We start from the raw sequence: 17,081 nt of genomic DNA, 5'->3' as shown, positions 1-17,081 counted from the left end.
AAAACTAGGCCGCTCAAGCGCCTGCAACCTTCGGGTTTGCGGGCGCTTTCACGTTTCAGGAGACCCCATGAACGACTCAAGGATGAGCGGGCTTGGCGCGAGCCCGTCGCAGTACTTTGCGCGCCAGCGGATTGAGAGCCTGGTCAATGTGCCGAGGTTGTTCGCAGCGATCGACGCCGACCCCGGGATTGTCGGGGCAGGGGTGGTGTACATCGATGCGGACTACAACGTGGTGACGTTGCGGGCGTTTCGGCCGATTTGTAGTGTGTTGACTAAGCGGGTGGTGCTGCGGGAGGTGAAAAGGTATTTAGCTCCTGCGCAGTACTTGGAGCAGATCAGCAGCGATCCACGAGAGTCTCAAGTTTTCGAGAGGCTATTGGGTACTGCCGCAACCTGCGTGAGTACATACATCGGTTGGCGGGTGCTGTACAACGGTTCCATTGCTGTTGCTTTCGGAGGGCCGGTTGGCGTGGCGATTTCGGTTGTGAGCACAGCGGCCGCTTTGGCAGGAATTGGACTATGTGTTATTGGGGGGATTAGAACCACCATTGAAGCTGCCAAGCCTGAGCTGAATGATTTCCTAGACGATATGGTCGCCATGCGTTTAATTGAGTCGTCGCTTGAAACCATTTCGTTAATGGGGTTGGCAACTTCTTCTATGAGCATTTTTCGGCTTTTGCAGGTTCGTAAGATGGCTACGGGTAGAGGTTGGTTCGATCTGTTCAGAGAACTGAGTCGTCAACAGCGAAAGAGTTTGACGGCAGAATTGCTATCGATAAAACACCCTTCGTTAACTGCTAAGCAGATCAGGTTGCAGCAGCGATTAGGCAATCTACCTAAGCGATATACACCGACACAGATCAAGCATTCCACCACCACTTTGATTAAGGATGCATTGGGTGTGGCATTGGGGATCGGTAGCAGCGCTAACGTCCAGACAATTGTCTTGGGGCTTTATGAGGAAGTAGACGAATGATGCTCGTTCCTGCAGTCGTCGAACGGATGAAGCGATATTTTTCGTGCTTTGCAAACGGATTCTTTCTTGCACTGTTTTCGATGATTTTTGCGTCGGTGCATGTTCTAGGTGTTTATCTGCATGACGTTGAACAGGTAATGCTGGCGGTACTTGGGGCTTCGTTTGTATTGTTCCTAGCGCACATCTTGTTACTGAGAGGTTTTGTCAACGCTGTCTGGACCACAGTTGCGCTTGTCGTGACTAGCCTTCTGGCAACGTTTGCTACATACGGGGCATCGACTAACCGTGTGTTTTTCGCAGTGTCGTTGATCACCGCATTGTTTGCCCTGCTCACGATCAACAGCCGCCGTTACCGGATGATGTGCAAACGTCTGGTGGTGATACGTAAGCAACGTAAAAAGTGGAGAGTCCGAAGATGAAGGTTCTACTCGCTTCATCGGTTTCGGCTCGTATACTCCAAGGGCATGTTAAATGAATCCCTTCTTCCGCGTTCGTACCTTTACACGACGCTATTTCCCGCGACTGATAGCCGTAATCTTGCTGACCACCGCTTCCTTCTCGTTTGCCACTTTGAGTGTAATGTATAGTTTTTTCCATAATCACCCCTATGAAAATGAATACGCTGTCGGCTCGGTAGTGACTGCCGCATTTTTGCTTTCCTTTGGCAGCTACATCCTTATCCGGGGGCGGGTATGGGGAGTCTGGGTGATCGTCGGGCTTCTATTGGCTTGTCTTCTCGCCGTGATTTCAACTGTCGAGAGAACGCCTCATAAGCTGTTTTCCGTCTTTTCTCTATTGGTTCCGCTGTCGGCGCTGCTCGTGATCAACAGCCGAAGATTTCGCCAGATGTGCAAACCTGTGGTGGTCATACGCAAGATGCGGAATCGATGTGTGGCGGGCGGTGGTAACGAATGAATGACGCGGCAAGTTTTGCTGGCCGCATCGCGGGGCAAGCCCGCTCCCACACGGTTCGGCGATGCTGCTGCCGACGCTGACCGGTACGCGGGTGTACATCGGTATCAGCGAGGTGACCTTCCGCCGGGTGGTGTTGACCCTGTCCGGGGTGGCGATGCTGGTGGCGGCAGCAGCCCGGGCTGCTGGCGCGCCACTTGCTCTGATCGTCAGCGCATCTGGAACAGCTCTTGATGGAAGTCGTTCGGCTTCAGCCCATGGGCCACCAGGTCTTCGCGCAGGGACTGCCCCAGGTCCGCTGGCCCGCAGTACCAGATACTCGCTTCCTGCCAATCGGCAATTTCCTTGCGCAGGCGTTCGCCGCTCAGCCGGCCATCCTGGCCTGACACCAATAGGTGCAAGCGCACGCCCGCAGCCGCCACGTCGGCCCGCAAGTTATCGATGACGTCGGGCGAATACACGCTGCAGGGATGAAACAGGTCAATACGGTGTTGCCGGTCAGGCTCCAGCGCCAGCTGCTTTAACCGGGCCACAAAGGGTGTGATGCCAATGCCGGCACCGATCCAGATCTGCCGCGGTTTTTGGTCTTCGAAGGTGAAGCAACCGTAAGGGCCTTCTATCGTCACTCGGTCGCCTTCTTTCAGGCGCGTTGGCAGTCGGCGGGTGTGATCGCCCAGCCCTTTGGTGATAAAGCGCAGCTGCGCGGCCTGCGGTTCCCAGGCAGAGGCGATGGTGTAAGGGTGCGGCCCCTCGGACTCCGATGAGGTCACGAAGGCGAACTGTCCGGCCTGGTGCCCGGGCCAGCCCCCTTGCAGGGCGATATGGGTTTCCAGCAGGTTCGCCTCTGGGTAGTGGATCAGGGTCCGGATTTGGCCCTGGACCTTGCGCTGCTTGCCGATGCGCTTGAACAACGCCTGCAACGCCGCCAGCGTGCCGCCGATCAGCAGCAGGGCGGTAACGATGCCGATAGGTTGCAGCCAGTACTCGAACTTGAGCAGCACCACGGTGTGGAACACCAGCACCAGATAGAGTGCCGCCAGAACAGTGTGGGTCTTGGCAAACCAGTGGTACGGGAAACGCTTGATCAGGGCCAGTATGATCAGCACCCCGATGACGTAGAACGTCCATTCCCCAAGGGTTTCGGCCAGGCCGCGCTGGCTGCGCAGCGCCTGCTCGATTGCGCCCAGTTCTGGCGCCACACCGCCGCCCTTGGCCGGCTTGGTCAGCCAGCCCCAGCCGACGGCCCACTTGGTGCCCTTGGCCCAGACCCAGTGCACGCTACCGAACACCAGGGCGCTGATGCCGAGCCATTTGTGCAGGCGATACATCTTGTCCAGCCCGCCAAGCAGGGGCTCCGGACGGCGCGGGCGCACGGCGAGCATTATTGCCACGCTCATGGCCGCTATCGCGATCACGCCGGTGTATTGCACCAGTACAGTACGCAGCGAGAAATAGCTCAGTGGGGTCGGCAGGAAGGTATCTGCCAGCGCCCATAGCACGGTTAACCCTATGAACAACGACCACAACGCTATCTTGATGCGCTTCAACTTGGCTCTCCACTGTGAATCCTGGAGACATTCTCAGCCTTCAGCGGGCAGGGTAGGGATGAACGTTCTGGTTAACCGGTTAAATGTTGATGCAGATCAACTGGTTGGGGAGTTAACGACAGGCTTGGTCAAGAACGTTACTCATTACGCCCTCGGCGAAGGTGCAGGGCACCCGTCGCCGGTGCTTTGCTGCGCCAAGGCAAGACTGATAGCATTCGGCCACTTTCTGCGGAGGCGGTGCTGTGGCGCGTTCTATTTCCGGGCGGTTGGGGTTGGCCCTGGTACTGGTGTTGGCGGCGTCCACGGCGTTGGCGGCCAATACGCCGTGTTCCGGGCGCAAGGGTGGGATTGCCGGCTGTGATGGCGACCTGTTTTTGTGCAATGACGGGTCGATCAGCGGTTCGAAGAAGAGCTGTACCGCGTACATGGGCGGCAGCGCCGCGCGGCCTTCGCTGCAGCCGCTGCGCGGGGCGAGCGAGGGCTGTGGTTGTGGCTCCGGGTCGTTTTGTACCGGGCCGCGGGGTGGGGTTTACTGCCTGACGCCCAGTGGCAAAAAGAGTTATCGGCGGCGGTGAGGGTGGTTGAATAGGCTGGGATTTTGGCTGGCTGTACCGGCCTCATCGCGGGTCAAGCCCGCTCCCACAGGTCGTATGCCAATCTTGGAAGTTGTGGGAGCGGGATTCAGGCAACGCTGAATGCGCTGGCTGTACTGGCCTCATCGCTGGCAAGCCAGCTCCCACAGGTCATGTGTCAACCGAGAGGGCGCTGGCGTACTGGTGGGAGCTGGACTTGCCAGCGATCGAGCGCGCAGCGGTCGTAATTCAGGCAACACCAAATGTGCAGGCTGTACTGGCCCAGCTCCCACAGGTCATGCATCAACCGAGAGGGCGCCGTCGTACTTGTGGGAGCTGGACTTGCCAGCGATCGAGCGCAAAGCGGTCGCAGGCGCTATTGCCCCCGCCGCCCATGCTTGACCAGCAACTTCTCCAGCTTCTCCCACAACGCCGCCTCGGTACTGAACGCGACGTTGAAGCGCATCCACCCGGTCGCCTGTGAGTCGACCATGAACAACTGCCCAGGGCCGAGCATGATGCCTTGCGCCAGCGCGTCATCGACCAGCGCCGCGCTGTCGGCGATGGCCGGGTGGCGGGTCCACAGGTACATGCCTTCGTCACCTTCGATAAAACGCTCGAAACCCAGCCGGGTGAGGTGTTCGCTGACCTGCTGCTGCGCCTCGGCCAGGCGCTGGCGCAGGCGCTTGAGGTGCTTGCGCCAGCGCCCATCGGTGATGGCGGCGTACACCACCCGTTCCATCACCTGCGAGGTGGTCAGGCCGGAGCGCATTTTCAGTTGCAGCAGTTGCTGCATCAATGCCGGGCTGGCCAGCATGAAGCCGACCCGCACGTTCGGCGAGATGCTCTTCGAGTAGCTGCCGACGTACACCACCTGCTGCAAATGATCGAGGCTGGTCAGGCACGGCAGCGGCTCGTTGATCATGTCGGCGTAGAGGTTGTTCTCCACCAGGCGAAAGCCGTGGCGCGCCGCCAGTTGCAGCAGGCGGTGCAATTGCGCCAGCGGCGTGCGCGAGGCGGTCGGGCTGTGCAGGTGCGGCTGGGTGAAAAACACCGTCGGGCGGTGGTGTTCAAGCAGGCGCTCCAGGTGGTCGAGGTCGTAGCCATTCGGGGTGCGCGGTACGCCCAGCAAGGTGGCGCCCTGAAAGCGCAGGATGCTCATCAGGTTGGGGTAGCCGGGGTCGTCCACCAGCACCACGTCACCGGGGCGCACCAGGGTGCGCACGGCCAGGTCCAGGGCCTGGCTGGCGCCGTGGGTGAGCATCAGCTGGTTGGGGTTGGCGACGATGCGCAGGTCCTGCTGCAGGTTCTGCGCGGTCAGGGTGCGCAGCTCCAGCAGGCCCATGGGGTCGCCGTAACCGCTCAGTTCCAGCACGCTGCTGGCGACCTGGCGCATGCCCCGGCGCAGGCCGTCTTCGAACATCCAGTCATTGGGCAGCCAGCCGCAACCGGGCTTGAACTCAAGCTGACGGCTTTCGAAGATCTGCTGCAGGTACCACTCGGAGTTGAATTCCGGCTTGCCCGGCGCCAGTTCCTTGGTCTGGTTTTCGATCAGCTCCACGGCCGCACGGTTGACGAAGAACCCGGCATTGCCACGGCTGACCAGCAAACCCTGGGCGACCAGGCGGTCGTAGGCCTCGACCACGGTGAAGGTGCTGACCGAGTAGGTGGCGGCGAAGGCGCGGATCGACGGTACCTTGGCACCGGGTTTGAGGGTCTGGTTCTCGATCAACTCACGCAGCCCGTTGATGATCTGGTTGACCAGCGGGGGCGATGCGTCGGCTCGTAATTCAAGCATGGGGAAGCTGTGCCTTCAGGTGTGCGTAACGCCGGGCGCCTGCAGGAAATCGCGGTGTACTGCATCGGCGGCCTGTACAGTGCAGTGGATTTTTCATCGCGCTGTGCATGGCTCTATGTGTCGGACATTTTTACATTAGGGGTCTGTTACCGCTAGCTAAAGCACGTTGAAGCAGTATGAATAATCACAATGACACTGATGCTTTCACCCTTGGGCGCCGCCCAACCGCTCCTTGCGCACAGATGGCACTGATCCGCCATCGCGCCATTGCACCGTTCAATCCGACCAGAGGCACTCCGCTGGCCCCGTGAGCACCGTCGCCGACCCGGTCAACTGGGCCGGGCGATGTCGGCTGCCCGCACTTTCACACGTTTGAATGGGTGAGACCGCTGTAGCAGGCGGTCCCACGAGTTTCCTTGCATAAAAAGAACACGAGGTAGCTACTGATGGACGCAACATCCACTTCCACTTCCACAGCGAAGGTGGAGCACGAGAGCAAGCTCAGCGCTTCGCTCAAGTCTCGCCACCTGACCATGATGTCGATCGCCGGGGTCATCGGCGGCGCATTGTTCGTCGGCTCCGGCAGTGTGATTCACAGCGCCGGCCCCGCGGCCATTCTGGCCTACCTGGCTGGCGGCATCCTGGTGGTGCTGATCATGCGCATGCTCGGTGAAATGGCGACTTCGTCGCCCGACACCGGCTCGTTCTCCACCTATGCCGAGCGCGCCATCGGCCGCTGGGCGGGCTTCACCATCGGCTGGTTGTACTGGTGGTTCTGGGTCATTTTGATGGCCTGGGAAGCCTACGTCGCCGGCAAGATCCTGCACGGCTGGTTCCCCTCGGTCAGCGTCAACGTCTTCGTCCTGGCCACCACCCTGGTGCTGATCAGCGTCAACTTCTTCAACGTCAAGCACTACGGCGAGTTCGAGTTCTGGTTCGCCTTGATAAAGGTCGTGGCGATCATCTGTTTCCTTGTGGTGTGCGGGTTGGCGGTGGTCAACCTCTGGCCCACAGGCGAGGTCCATGGCCTGAGCAACCTCACCGCGCAAGGTTTCATGCCCAATGGCATTGAGACGGTGGTCGTCGCCATGCTCGGGGTGATGTTCGCCTTCCTCGGCGCGGAAATCGTCACCATCGCTGCCGCCGAGTCGAAGAACCCGTCCGAGCAGATCGTCAAGGCGACCAACTCGGTGGTCTGGCGGGTGTGCCTGTTTTACGTCGGCTCGATCTTCCTGATCGTCGCCCTGGTGCCGTGGAATGACCCGCTGATGGGCACCTCGGGCTATGGCTCGTACCGCCGGACCCTGGAGCTGCTGGGCATCCCGGGTGCCGAGTTGGTGATGAACTTCGTGGTCCTGACCTCGGTGAGCAGCTGCCTGATCTCCGCGCACTACACCGCGTCGCGCATGCTGTTCTCGCTGTCGACCCGTGGCGATGCGCCGTCGTTCTTCAAGATCACCCGTGCCGGTACCGGCGTGCCGGTGTTCTCGATCATCGGTTCCTGCTCGGTGGCGGTGTTCGTGGCGCTGATCAACTTCAGCGAAACCCTGCGCCCGAAAGACGTGCTCGATGTGCTGATGAACACCACCGGCATGATTGCCTTGCTGGTGTACCTGGTGATCGCCTTCTCGCAACTGAAGATGCGCCGCAAGCTGGAAGCCGAAGGCAAGCCGATCCGCCTGAAAATGTGGCTGTTCCCGTGGCTGACCTACCTGGTGATCGTGTTCATCATCGGCTGCCTGGTGACCATGGCCTTTGTGCCGGACTACCAGGTGCTGGTGTTCTCCACCGGTGCGGCGGCGATTGTCGTGGCCTTGATGGGCGCGGTGTTGCACGTGCGGGCGGCGAAAAAAGCCCTGTCCTGAAGCATCTGATCGCGGGTCAAGCCCGCTCCCACAAAATCTGTGGGAGCGGGCTTGACCCGCGATGAGGCCCGCAAACAACCCGCAAAATCTCCCCGGTCCTGTCCGCGCAGGGCCTGGTGCGCCCCCTGCAGGCCTGCTCAGGGCGTTGCGCCGCCCTGGCGCTCGGCCACTGCACGCAAGGTGCGCAAGGAGATGGTCGGCGCATCGAGGACGAACTGGTTGGCCAGCCACGAGGGGATGTCCCCGGCCGGATCGGCCTGCAGTTCATAGGTCACTTCGGTGAGGTGTTCGCCTTTGGGCACCAGGGTCCAGAGCCCCTTGAGCTGGCGCACGCGGATCTGCCCCGGCACATGCTTGACCATGCCGGGCACCGCCTTGAGGTGACGCACCAGGCTACCGTCGTCGCGGCGCTCGCTGTGCACCAGGATCACCATGTCGCGGGTGCTGGCCGGCCAGGGCAGGGCGGTGGTCAGGTAGACCCAGGTGCGGTCGCCCTCGACCTTGAGCAGGCGCATGTCGGCGCAGCCATACAGCCATTTGCAGGCGACCCGCAGGTTTTCCTGCAAATCGCTCAGGGTGCGCACGCTGGCTTTGATCAGGGCTACGCCGCGAAACTGCTGGTATTGCGAACCTGGCACCTCGCTGAGGTAGACCTTGATACCGTCTTCGTCCTGGGCCAGATGCCAGCGTTCAGCGGCACCGGCCCAGGTGCTGAGGGTCAGCAGCAGGCACAGAACAAGGCGACGGCTCATGAACAGGCTCCAGCGGCTGGGCGACTGTTCAGAGCATAGTGCCTGGCATCAAATCTGGACGAGCCGGCCCTTGTGCTCGGGCGCCAAGCGGTCACCGCGGCCAAACAGCTTGTGGCGCAAGGTGCCGTCCTCATACGCAGTGCGGTAGCGGCCACGGCGCTGCAGCTCGGGCACCACCTGCTCGACCACCGCTTGCAGGTCGTCCGGTACCACTGCATAGGTGAGGTTGAAACCGTCGATACCGGTGCTGTCGAGCCAGTCTTCCAACTGGTCGGCAATGTGCGCGGGCGAGCCGAGCAAGACCGGGCCACGGCCGCCGAGGCTGACGAACTCGGCGGCTTCGCGCACGGTCCAGCGCCGCTTCGGGTCGGCCTTGGTGAACACCGCCAGGGCGGTGCGGCCGGCGTCGTTGTCGATGTATTCGATCAACGAATCGGGGTCGACGCCTGCGAAATCGATGCCGGTCCAGCCCGACAGCAGGGTCAGCGCCGCCTCGACGTCCACGTACTGGCGGTACTCCTGCAGTTTGGCTTCGGCAGCCTGGCGATCTTCGCCAACAATCAACAGGGCCTGGGCGTAGATCAGCACGTCCTGTTCAGGCCGCCCGGCTTCACGGCTGGCCTTGCGAATCGCCTCGACATAGCCGCTCAGCGCCGTTTGCGTGGGGGCGCTGATGAACACGCATTCGGCATGATCGGCGGCAAAGCGCAGGCCCCGTGGCGAAGCGCCGGCCTGGAACAGTACCGGCGTGCGCTGCGGCGAGGGCTGGCTGAGGTGAATGCCGGGCACCTGGAAGTGCTCGCCCTGGTGGTTGATCGGGTGCACCCGGGCCGGGTCGAGGAACTGGCCGCTGGCGCGATCCTGCACCAGCGCATCGTCGTCCCAGCTTTTTTCCCAGAGCTTGTACAGCACCTGCAGGTATTCTTCGGCCAGCTCATAGCGCTCGTCGTGGCCCAGTTGCCGGGCCAGGCCGAGGTTGCGCGCGGCGCTGTCGAGGTAGCCGGTGACGATGTTCCAGCCCACCCGGCCGGCGCTCAGGTGATCGAGCGTGGACATGCGCCGGGCGAAGGGGTAGGGGTGCTCGTAGCTCAGTGAAAAGGTCACGCCAAAACCCAGGTGCTCGGTGACCCCGGCCATGGCCGGGACGATCAGCAGCGGGTCGTTGACCGGCACCTGCACGCCGCCGCGCAGGGCACCGTCGGCGCTGCCCTGGTACACGTCATAGATGCCCAGCACATCGGCGATGAACAGCGCATCGAACAGCCCGCGTTCGAGCAGGCGGGCAAGGTCGGTCCAGTAGTCCAGGCGATTGAAATCGACGCTGGTGTTGCGCGGATGGCGCCACAGCCCGGGGGACTGGTGGGTGGCGGCGTTCATGCTGAAGGCGTTGAAGCGGATGGTCTTGGACATGGGCTGTACTCAAGGCAGGACCGACACCGGGTAGACCGCGTCGGCCACCTTCAGCGGCTTGGGGATCAGGCCCAGGCCCTGGAAGGTGTCGGCAAGCTTCTGCTGCTCGGCGGTGATCTGCGCGTCGATGGCCACGGCGTTGTAGTTGCGCCGCTCGCTGGCCACCTGCAGCACGTCGGCGCCGATACCCAGTTGCGGCGCCAGCAGGGCGGCGACTTCGTCGGGCTGCTGGTTGGCCCAGCTGCTGACCTTGGCCAGCTCGCTGAAGAAGGTTTTCAGCAGCGCGCGGTTGTTGTCGGCAAAGGCCGCCGACGACAGGTAGAAGGTGCGGTTGTTGGACAGCCCGCTGCCGTCACGCAGGTTCTTCAGGCCCGGTTGTTTTTCCGCGGCGGCGAGGAAGGGGTCCCACAGGGTCACGGCCTGGACGCTACCCGACTGCAGTGCGGCCACGGCGTCGGCGGCGTTGTTGACGTAGGCCGGGGTGATGTCCTTGTAGCTCAGGCCGGCGTCCTGCAGGGCCACGGCCAGCAGGTACTGGGCGTTCCAGCCGCGGCCGGTGGCCACGCGCTGGCCCTTGAGGGCGGCGACGCTGGCGATCTTGTCCTGCTCGCGCACCACCAGGCCGATGCCTTTGGGGTAGGGCTGTTCGGCGGCCAGGTAGACCACCGGTTTGCCGGCGGCCTGGGCGAACACCGAGGGCGCGTCGGCGGCGTGGCCAAGGTCGATGGCGCCGGTGCTCAAGGCTTCGAGCAGTTGTGGGCCGGCGGCAAATTCGTACCAGCTGACGCTCACCCCTTGCGGTGCCAGGGCTTTTTCCAGGGCGCCGCTGCCTTTGAGAATGTTGATGCTGTTGAACTTCTGGTAGCCGATGCGCAGGGTCTTGCTCGGTTCGGCATGGGCCAGCGAGCCGGGCAGTAGCAGCGCGGCAAAGGTGGCAAACAGGCCGCCGGTGAGCAAGCGGCGCAAAGGGGAATGGGGGGTGTGCGACATGGGCGGACTCCTGGGATTCAAGGGCAAGGCATGCCCGAAAATATAAGGAGCCCGCGCAGGCCCTTCAATTTGTTTATTCCAAATTGTTAGATTGTTTTGTTATTTTTATATCCTTTTATTCCTGTGGGAGCGGGCTTGCCCCGCGATTGCGATATGACTGACAGACCGCTATCGCGGGGCAAGCCCGCTCCTACAGGGTTAAAACTGCCATTGCACGCCCAGCGAGTAGCCGGCCTGATTACCCTCGCTATGGGCAAAGCGGCTGTTCACTTCGGCAAACACGCCCAACTGCTCGGTGAACATCAACTGCGCACCCAATTGCGCACGGCCAAAGTCCTTGTCGACGCTGCCCATGTCGGCCACCCGCACGCGGCCGTCGGCATGGCTGGGCAGGGCGATTTCATCCAGGCGGCCATCGGCCAGCTCGCGCACCCAGCGCACGCTGGCGTAGGGTTGCAGGGCCATGTTCGCGCCCAGGCCGACGCTGCCATGCAGGCGCCAGCCGAGGCTGGCTTCGAGGGCGTCGTAGTTCTGCTGCTCGTAGCCCAGGGCGGTGCGCAGGTTGTCGTCTTCGCTGAAGTCGTCGATGCGGTAATGCATGTAGTCCAGGCCGGCGACCGGGCCGGTTTTCAAGGCGCCGAAGCTGAAGTCGTAGCCGCCGTCCAGCCGTGCGCCCCAGAACCACGCCGAGGTGTCGCCGCTCAGGCGCTGGTCGAGCAACACCGGGCCATTGTTGGCCTGGATGTACACCGAACGCTTGCTATCGAAGCGGGTGTGCCCGGCGCTCAGCTCGCCGGCCAGCCATTGCGGGCCGCCGTCGTTGAGCAGGGCGAACAGCCCGGCTTGCCAGGCATCGCCTTCGATGCGTCCGCCATGCTCGAGCGAATCGCGGCTGCGCTGAAAGCTCAGGCTGGCACCGACGGTCAGGGCTTCGTTGAGGCGGTAGTCAGCGACGCCATAGACCCCCACCCGTTTCGACTCCGGGTTGCCCGGCGCATCAAAACCGCTGTCGGGCGAGACTTCGCCTTCGACACCCACTTCACCGTCAACACTGCCGACCGCCCGTGACGCATCCAGCAGGCTCAGCCATCGGCGGTCATGCAGGCGGGTCAGGGCCTGGTGCTGGCGTTGCAACTGGTCTTCCATCTGCCGCGCCATGGCCCCGCCGGAAGCCGTGGAGGCGAGCAGGTCGGCGTTGGTCAGTTCCAGCACCAGGCGGGTCAGCAGCCGCGAGAAGTCGCGCAGGCGCTGGTCGATGCGCTCCTGGCCGAAAGCATGGGTCAGCACCTGCTGGTTGTCCTCGGCCGGGTCGTGCCAGGTCGAGCCGCCGGGGATCGCCGGGTTGCCGGTCTGCTCGTAGCCGTCCAGCTCACCCAGCTCCCAGTTGGTCGCCTCGATGAACAGCACCGGTACGTTGAGGCCCTTGAAGCTTTCGCCGTCGCTGCAGCAGCCGGTGCCGGCCGGGTACTCGGGGTTGAGGCCAGGGTTGGTGAACAGCGGGATGTTCATCTCCTGGGCGATGCGCAGCAACTGGTCGCGGTAGGCACCCAAGGCCGGGTTGGCGACGCTGTTGCTGGCGGCGTGGGCGTACATCTTGTCGCCGGTGATCAGGCTGTCGAGGTTGATCATGCCCAGCAGGTTGGCGCGCTGGCTGTCGCTCAATGACGCGACATAGGCACGCGAACCGCGCAGGCCTTCTTCCTCGGCACCAAAACCGACCACTTCCAGGCCGTTCTCCAGGGCCACGCCGTCGAGGTTGCGGGCGATTTCGGTGAGCACCGCGGCGCCCGAGGCATTGTCGTCCAGGCCTTGCAGGGTGGGGCGGCCGAAATAGGTGTCGTAGTGGGCGCCGAGCACCACGTAAGTGCTGTTCTGGCCCGGGGCCGAAGCGATGACGTTCTGCGAGCTGCGGTTGCCGGCCCAGGTGAAGTCCTGGCGGCGGGTCTGGTAGCCGAAGCCCAGTTGCGATTGCATCAGTGCGGTAGCACCTTCGAAACTGGCGGTACCACGGTAACGCCCGGGGTAGTCGTTGATCAGACGGTCCAGGGTCTGCCCGGCAAACTCCCCATACTCATAGGCGCTGGCGCCTGACGACAACATTGCGCAACCCAGGCTTACAGCGACTGCTAACGGTTTGAACACGGCACTTTTCCTTATGTGTCGTTACGAAAGGCGCATCATAGGATGCGTCGCCTCGCAGTAAGCAGGATGTGTACCGTTTTGTGACTGATGTAGGAAATTAGCAGCATGAAGGTTCAGATAAAGCCCGCACTTGAGAGTGAAAAAGCCCACTTTGAGGCGATGCTTCCGGGGTATTTGCGCGAACTCGGAGTTGAAGGGGAATACCCTTATTTACCGCTCTACTGGCAGGAGCCAGGGCGTTTTGCCTACCTGCTGCTGGTTGAGGGCGACATCGCAGGGTTCGCCCTGGTTCGCCAGCAGCAAGAGCTCACGGAGTACGAATTGGCCGAGTTCTATGTCGCCAGTGACTATCGCTTGGCGGGGGTTGGCCATGCCGCCGCGCAGGCGTTGTTCGCGTTGCACAGCGGCCGATGGGAGCTATCGGTCTTGGCGGATAACCTCGCCGGCCTGCGCTTCTGGCCAAAGGTTCTGCCGGCGGGGGCACAGGTGCAAACCATTGAAACGCCCGAAGGGGTGCGATACCTCCAGTTCGAGTTTGTCAGTGTCTAGCTGCCCAGCGTTGCCAGTAACACCGCGATCGCCACCTGGCAGGCGTTGCCGAGTGTTCTTGCCACTGCCTGCGACAACAGGCCGCACCCCGTAAATACTGGGATACAGACGTACGGGGCGCTGCGCGCTGGAACCTGCGTCCACCGCCATGACAAAATGCGAAGGTTTCTCGACATGCCCTCTATCCAGGGGCTGGCACCTTCCCAAAAGGATGGTTACATGACTGATTTACTGACCCGGCGCCAGGTTGTTGCCGGGATCAGCCTGCTGGGCCTCGGCGCCCTTGCAGGTTGCGACCCCCGTTCCGGTGGCGCGCTGGACTTCAAATACGGCAAGGACATGAGCAACAAGATCCTCGGCCGTTCGTTCAAGCTCAAGGATACCCAAGGCAACGTCCGTACCCTGTCGAGTTTCTGGGGTTCGATGCCGATGGTGTTCTTCGGGTTCACCCAGTGCCCGGCGGTGTGCCCGACCACCCTGGCGCGCGCAGCGCAGATCAAGAAGCTGATGGGCCGTGACGCAGGCTTCTTGCAGGTGGTGTTCATCAGCCTCGACCCCGAGCGCGATACCCCCGAAGTGCTCGACGCCTACGTCAAGGCCTTCGATCCGTCGTTCGTGGCGCTGTCCGGCACCCTCGAAGAAACCGCGGCGGCAGCCCGGGAGTTCGGTGTGTTCTATGAGAAGGTGCCAGCCGGCGATACCTATACCCTCTCGCACACCTCGACCAGCTACGTCTTCGATTCCCGCGGCCAGTTGCGCCTGGGGCTGTCCCATTCGCTCAATGCAAAAGAGTGCGCAGAAGACCTGCTCACTGTCATGGAGGTGTGTTAATGCTTCGCAACCCTGTCAAACGTACCCTGGCCGCGCTGGCCCTGATTGGCCTGGCCTTGCCGGCCGTGGCGCAAACCACCGTCAGCGACGCCTGGGCACGCGCCACCGTGGCGCACCAGCAGTCCAGCGGTGCCTTCATGACCCTCACCGCCAGCACCGACAGCAAGCTGATCAGCGTGGCCTCGCCGGTGGCCAAGATCGTGCAGGTGCACCAGATGACCATGGACAACGACGTGATGAAGATGGGCGAGGTCGACAGCGTCGCGCTGCCGGCCGGCAAGGCGGTGACCCTGGACCCCAACGGCTATCACGTGATGCTCATGCAACTGAACCAGCAGCTCAAGGAAGGCGAGCAGGTACCGCTGACCCTGGTGGTCGAGGATGCCAAGGGCGTCAAGCAGACCATTGAAGTCAAGGCGCCGGTGCGGGCGCTGAATGCTGAAGCCATGTCGGGCCACCAGCACATGCATTGATCGCCGCCACGCGGTCGACAACAAGCCAGGCTGCAGTCAAGGACGGCAGCCTGGCTTTTTTGTGCGTGGCGTCAAAATATTTAAAACGTAATAGTATTTAGTTCTCAATTACAAATCGTTACCATTTGCGCTTCTTTACAATCCTTACAAAAAAAGGAACGCATGGTGGCTCTTTCGCGCATTCACCCGGCCTCTCTCTCCGTGCTCAGCGTGCTGGTCGCTCCAGCGCTGCACGCCGAACCCCTGGCTATTCCGGCAACCTCGGTCAACAGCAACTATGAAGAACAGAGCTACAAGGCCAGCGAAAGCCGGAGTGCTCTGAAAATCGACGCGCCGCTGCGTGACATCCCGCAAACCGTCAACGTCGTGCCAGCGAGCGTGATCAAGGATCAGGGCGCGCAGTCGATGGAGGACGTGCTCAAGAACGTGCCGGGGATTGGCTTGTCCAACGGCGACGGCCAGCGTGACCAGGTGACGATTCGCGGTTTCAGTGCCATTGGCGACATGTATGTCGATGGCATGCGTGACGACGCCCTGTATTACCGCGATCTGTCCAATGTCGAGCGGGTCGAGGTGGTCAAGGGCCCGGCGGCCGTGCTCTATGGCCGCGGCTCCTCTGGCGGCCTGATCAACAGCGTGAGCAAGAAACCCACCTTCAGCCCGGTGCAGGAAGTGGGCGTCAGCTTCGACAGCGAGGGCAAGCGCCGTACCCAGTTCGATACCGGCTGGGCCGACCAGCAGCAGGGTGATAAGGCCTTTCGTCTGACCGGCGCCCTGGAAGACAGCGACACCTTCCGTGACGATGGCTACATCGACCGCAAGGCCCTGGCACCCTCGGCCTATTTCAAGCTGTCCGATGACCTGGAATTGAACCTGGGCGCGACCTACCTGTACGACAAGCGCCTGATCGACTTCGGCATTCCGGCCTTGGGCAACCGCCCGGTCGATGTCGATCGCGACAAGCGCTTCGGCGCCGCCGACCCGGATGACGATTACGCCCGCAGCGAGGTGTTTTCCTTCAGCGCCGGTGTCGACTACCGGATCAATGACAACTTCACCTTGAGCAATACCAGCCGTTACTACCACTACGACCTGGACCGCAACAACACCTTGGCGGACTCCAGCCCGACCCGCTTCGTCACCGCCGCCAATGGTGAACTGCTGGTCAAGCTCAACCGCGGCAACGTGCAACGCAGTGAAGACGGCTGGTTCAACCAGACCGAGCTCAAGCAGCAGGCGCTGCTGGCCGGCATGAACCACAACCTGTTGTACGGTGTGGAGCTCGGCCGGCAGGTCAAGGACCAGAGCGTGTTCAGCCAGAACAACGTGGCCCAGGTCCCGGTGTTCCGTGACGGCCTGGTCGATGTGCCGTTCCAGGCCAACCGCCAGACCGCCAAGGGCACCACCACCCAGGACATCGCAGGTTTCTACGTACAGGACCTGATTGAGCTGGCGCCGCAGTGGAAGGCCCTGCTCGGGGTGCGTTACGACGTGTTTGACCAGGAGTACGCCGACGACCTGAGCGGCACCGAGCTGTCGCGCACCGACACCACCTGGAGCCCGCGCATCGGCCTGGTCTACCAGCCGGACGCGATCCAGTCCTACTACGTGTCGGTCAGCCGTTCCTACCAGCCGTCGTCGGAGGTCTTCGCCCTCAGTGCCGGCAACCAGGGCCTGGAACCGGAAGAGACCACCAACTACGAAATCGGCGCCAAGTGGGACTTGCTCGACAGCCGCCTGGCGGTGACCGCGGCCTTGTTCCGCCTGGAACGTACCAACATGAAAACCACCAACCCGGCCAACCCGGCGCAGTTGGTGCTGGCCGGTGAGCAGCGTACCGACGGTTTCGAAGCGACCGTGAGCGGGCAACTGACGGACAAGTGGCAAGTCTATGGCGGCTTTGCCTTCCTCGATGCCGAAATCATCAAGTCCACCAACCGCACCAATGGTGTGGCCAACGAAGGCCAGACCCCGACCCTGACCCCGCGCACCAGCGCCAACCTGTGGCTGGTACGCTCGTTGACCGAGCACTGGCGTGTGGGCATGGGCGCCAACTATGTGGATGAGCGTTACACCGCGCTGGACAACGTCGTGGTGATGCCGTCCTACACCACCGTGGACGCTGCACTGCTGTACAACCAGCCGAAGTGGGACATGGCCTTGCGCCTGCGTAACGTCTTTGACCGCGACTACTACGCCTCGGCCCACGGCTCGGTGGACCTGATCACCCCCGGGGCGCCTCGGACCCTGGAACTGAGCACCAA

Annotated in this window: 15 protein-coding genes; 9 read left to right on the top strand and 6 right to left on the bottom strand. The window is 62.2% G+C overall.

The features are described 5' to 3' along the window. Positions 1-67 precede the first annotated feature (67 nt). Genes UW3_RS0110530 through UW3_RS28680 form a run of 3 tightly spaced genes read left to right on the top strand, consistent with a single transcriptional unit; the run spans position 68 to position 1,891 of the window. Positions 68-976, top strand: coding sequence for a hypothetical protein (locus tag UW3_RS0110530; protein ID WP_010222393.1), 909 nt, complete (start codon positions 68-70; stop codon positions 974-976). After that, complete coding sequence (locus UW3_RS0110525) at positions 973-1,395, top strand: hypothetical protein (protein WP_010222392.1); 423 nt, start codon at positions 973-975, stop codon at positions 1,393-1,395. The genes UW3_RS0110530 and UW3_RS0110525 overlap by 4 nt, the downstream gene beginning before the upstream one ends. A 52-nt stretch (positions 1,396-1,447) precedes the next feature. After that, positions 1,448-1,891 (top strand): hypothetical protein, encoded by a 444-nt coding sequence (locus tag UW3_RS28680; RefSeq protein ID WP_010222391.1) that lies wholly within the window; start codon positions 1,448-1,450, stop codon positions 1,889-1,891. Between the two features lie 206 nt (positions 1,892-2,097). Here UW3_RS28680 and UW3_RS0110520 read toward each other — a convergent pair whose 3' ends face one another. Continuing rightward, positions 2,098-3,435, bottom strand: a complete 1,338-nt coding sequence (locus tag UW3_RS0110520) for a ferredoxin reductase family protein (RefSeq protein WP_010222389.1) — start codon at positions 3,433-3,435, stop codon at positions 2,098-2,100. A 242-nt stretch (positions 3,436-3,677) separates the two neighbouring features. Here UW3_RS0110520 and UW3_RS28140 point away from each other — a divergent pair, with 242 nt between their 5' ends. After that, complete coding sequence (locus UW3_RS28140) at positions 3,678-4,010, top strand: YdcA family protein (RefSeq protein WP_148276790.1); 333 nt, start codon at positions 3,678-3,680, stop codon at positions 4,008-4,010. A 373-nt stretch (positions 4,011-4,383) separates the two neighbouring features. Here the strand turns inward: UW3_RS28140 and UW3_RS0110515 are convergent, their stop codons facing one another. Continuing rightward, complete coding sequence (locus UW3_RS0110515) at positions 4,384-5,805, bottom strand: aminotransferase-like domain-containing protein (protein WP_010222386.1); 1,422 nt, start codon at positions 5,803-5,805, stop codon at positions 4,384-4,386. A gap of 446 nt (positions 5,806-6,251) precedes the next feature. Between UW3_RS0110515 and UW3_RS0110510 the strand changes: the two genes are divergently transcribed. Continuing rightward, positions 6,252-7,670 (top strand): amino acid permease, encoded by a 1,419-nt coding sequence (locus tag UW3_RS0110510; RefSeq protein ID WP_026001269.1) that lies wholly within the window; start codon positions 6,252-6,254, stop codon positions 7,668-7,670. Positions 7,671-7,807: 137 nt separating this feature from the next. Here the strand turns inward: UW3_RS0110510 and UW3_RS0110505 are convergent, their stop codons facing one another. From UW3_RS0110505 to UW3_RS0110490, 4 genes are all read right to left on the bottom strand, one after another. Continuing rightward, the gene (locus UW3_RS0110505; protein ID WP_010222383.1) at positions 7,808-8,422 is read right to left on the bottom strand and encodes an START domain-containing protein; all 615 of its coding nucleotides are present in this window, start codon (positions 8,420-8,422) and stop codon (positions 7,808-7,810) included. Between the two features lie 48 nt (positions 8,423-8,470). Beyond that, complete coding sequence (locus tag UW3_RS0110500) at positions 8,471-9,832, bottom strand: LLM class flavin-dependent oxidoreductase (RefSeq protein ID WP_010222382.1); 1,362 nt, start codon at positions 9,830-9,832, stop codon at positions 8,471-8,473. A gap of 9 nt (positions 9,833-9,841) precedes the next feature. Beyond that, positions 9,842-10,822 (bottom strand): aliphatic sulfonate ABC transporter substrate-binding protein, encoded by a 981-nt coding sequence (locus tag UW3_RS0110495; RefSeq protein WP_010222381.1) that lies wholly within the window; start codon positions 10,820-10,822, stop codon positions 9,842-9,844. Between the two features lie 198 nt (positions 10,823-11,020). Then, on the bottom strand, positions 11,021-12,964 hold the full coding sequence (locus tag UW3_RS0110490; protein ID WP_026001268.1) for an autotransporter outer membrane beta-barrel domain-containing protein: 1,944 nt from the start codon (positions 12,962-12,964) through the stop codon (positions 11,021-11,023). A 105-nt stretch (positions 12,965-13,069) separates the two neighbouring features. On the opposite strand from UW3_RS0110490, the gene UW3_RS0110485 reads away from it, so the two are divergent. From UW3_RS0110485 to UW3_RS26810, 4 genes are all read left to right on the top strand, one after another. Then, positions 13,070-13,513 carry a GNAT family N-acetyltransferase gene (locus UW3_RS0110485; protein ID WP_010222379.1) on the top strand — a complete coding sequence of 148 codons (444 nt, stop codon included), beginning with the start codon at positions 13,070-13,072 and terminating at the stop codon, positions 13,511-13,513. A 219-nt stretch (positions 13,514-13,732) separates the two neighbouring features. Next, entirely contained in the window at positions 13,733-14,344 is a 612-nt protein-coding gene (locus UW3_RS0110480; RefSeq protein ID WP_010222378.1) for an SCO family protein, read from the top strand. Continuing rightward, positions 14,344-14,817 carry a copper chaperone PCu(A)C gene (locus tag UW3_RS0110475; protein ID WP_010222377.1) on the top strand — a complete coding sequence of 158 codons (474 nt, stop codon included), beginning with the start codon at positions 14,344-14,346 and terminating at the stop codon, positions 14,815-14,817. The genes UW3_RS0110480 and UW3_RS0110475 overlap by 1 nt, the downstream gene beginning before the upstream one ends. 162 nt (positions 14,818-14,979) lie before the next feature. Further along, positions 14,980-17,081: TonB-dependent receptor (locus tag UW3_RS26810; protein WP_010222376.1), on the top strand; the 2,102-nt coding region annotated here is incomplete at its 3' end.

The organism is Pseudomonas donghuensis (assembly GCF_000259195.1).
GTDB lineage: Bacteria > Pseudomonadota > Gammaproteobacteria > Pseudomonadales > Pseudomonadaceae > Aquipseudomonas > Aquipseudomonas donghuensis.
The sequence above is the reverse complement of the archived record's forward strand: the minus strand, read 5'-3'. Positions and strand labels throughout refer to the sequence as shown.

Bases quoted from the DNA above. Each gene is read 5' to 3' on its own strand.
- UW3_RS0110530 (WP_010222393.1), top strand. From the start codon at position 68: ATGAACGACTCAAGGATGAGCGGGCTTGGCGCGAGCCCGTCGCAGTAC.
- UW3_RS0110525 (WP_010222392.1), top strand. From the start codon at position 973: ATGATGCTCGTTCCTGCAGTCGTCGAACGGATGAAGCGATATTTTTCG.
- UW3_RS28680 (WP_010222391.1), top strand. From the start codon at position 1,448: ATGAATCCCTTCTTCCGCGTTCGTACCTTTACACGACGCTATTTCCCG.
- UW3_RS0110515 (WP_010222386.1), bottom strand. From the start codon at position 5,805: ATGCTTGAATTACGAGCCGACGCATCGCCCCCGCTGGTCAACCAGATC.
- UW3_RS0110510 (WP_026001269.1), top strand. From the start codon at position 6,252: ATGGACGCAACATCCACTTCCACTTCCACAGCGAAGGTGGAGCACGAG.
- UW3_RS0110505 (WP_010222383.1), bottom strand. From the start codon at position 8,422: ATGAGCCGTCGCCTTGTTCTGTGCCTGCTGCTGACCCTCAGCACCTGG.
- UW3_RS0110500 (WP_010222382.1), bottom strand. From the start codon at position 9,832: ATGTCCAAGACCATCCGCTTCAACGCCTTCAGCATGAACGCCGCCACC.
- UW3_RS0110495 (WP_010222381.1), bottom strand. From the start codon at position 10,822: ATGTCGCACACCCCCCATTCCCCTTTGCGCCGCTTGCTCACCGGCGGC.
- UW3_RS0110485 (WP_010222379.1), top strand. From the start codon at position 13,070: ATGAAGGTTCAGATAAAGCCCGCACTTGAGAGTGAAAAAGCCCACTTT.
- UW3_RS0110480 (WP_010222378.1), top strand. From the start codon at position 13,733: ATGACTGATTTACTGACCCGGCGCCAGGTTGTTGCCGGGATCAGCCTG.
- UW3_RS0110475 (WP_010222377.1), top strand. From the start codon at position 14,344: ATGCTTCGCAACCCTGTCAAACGTACCCTGGCCGCGCTGGCCCTGATT.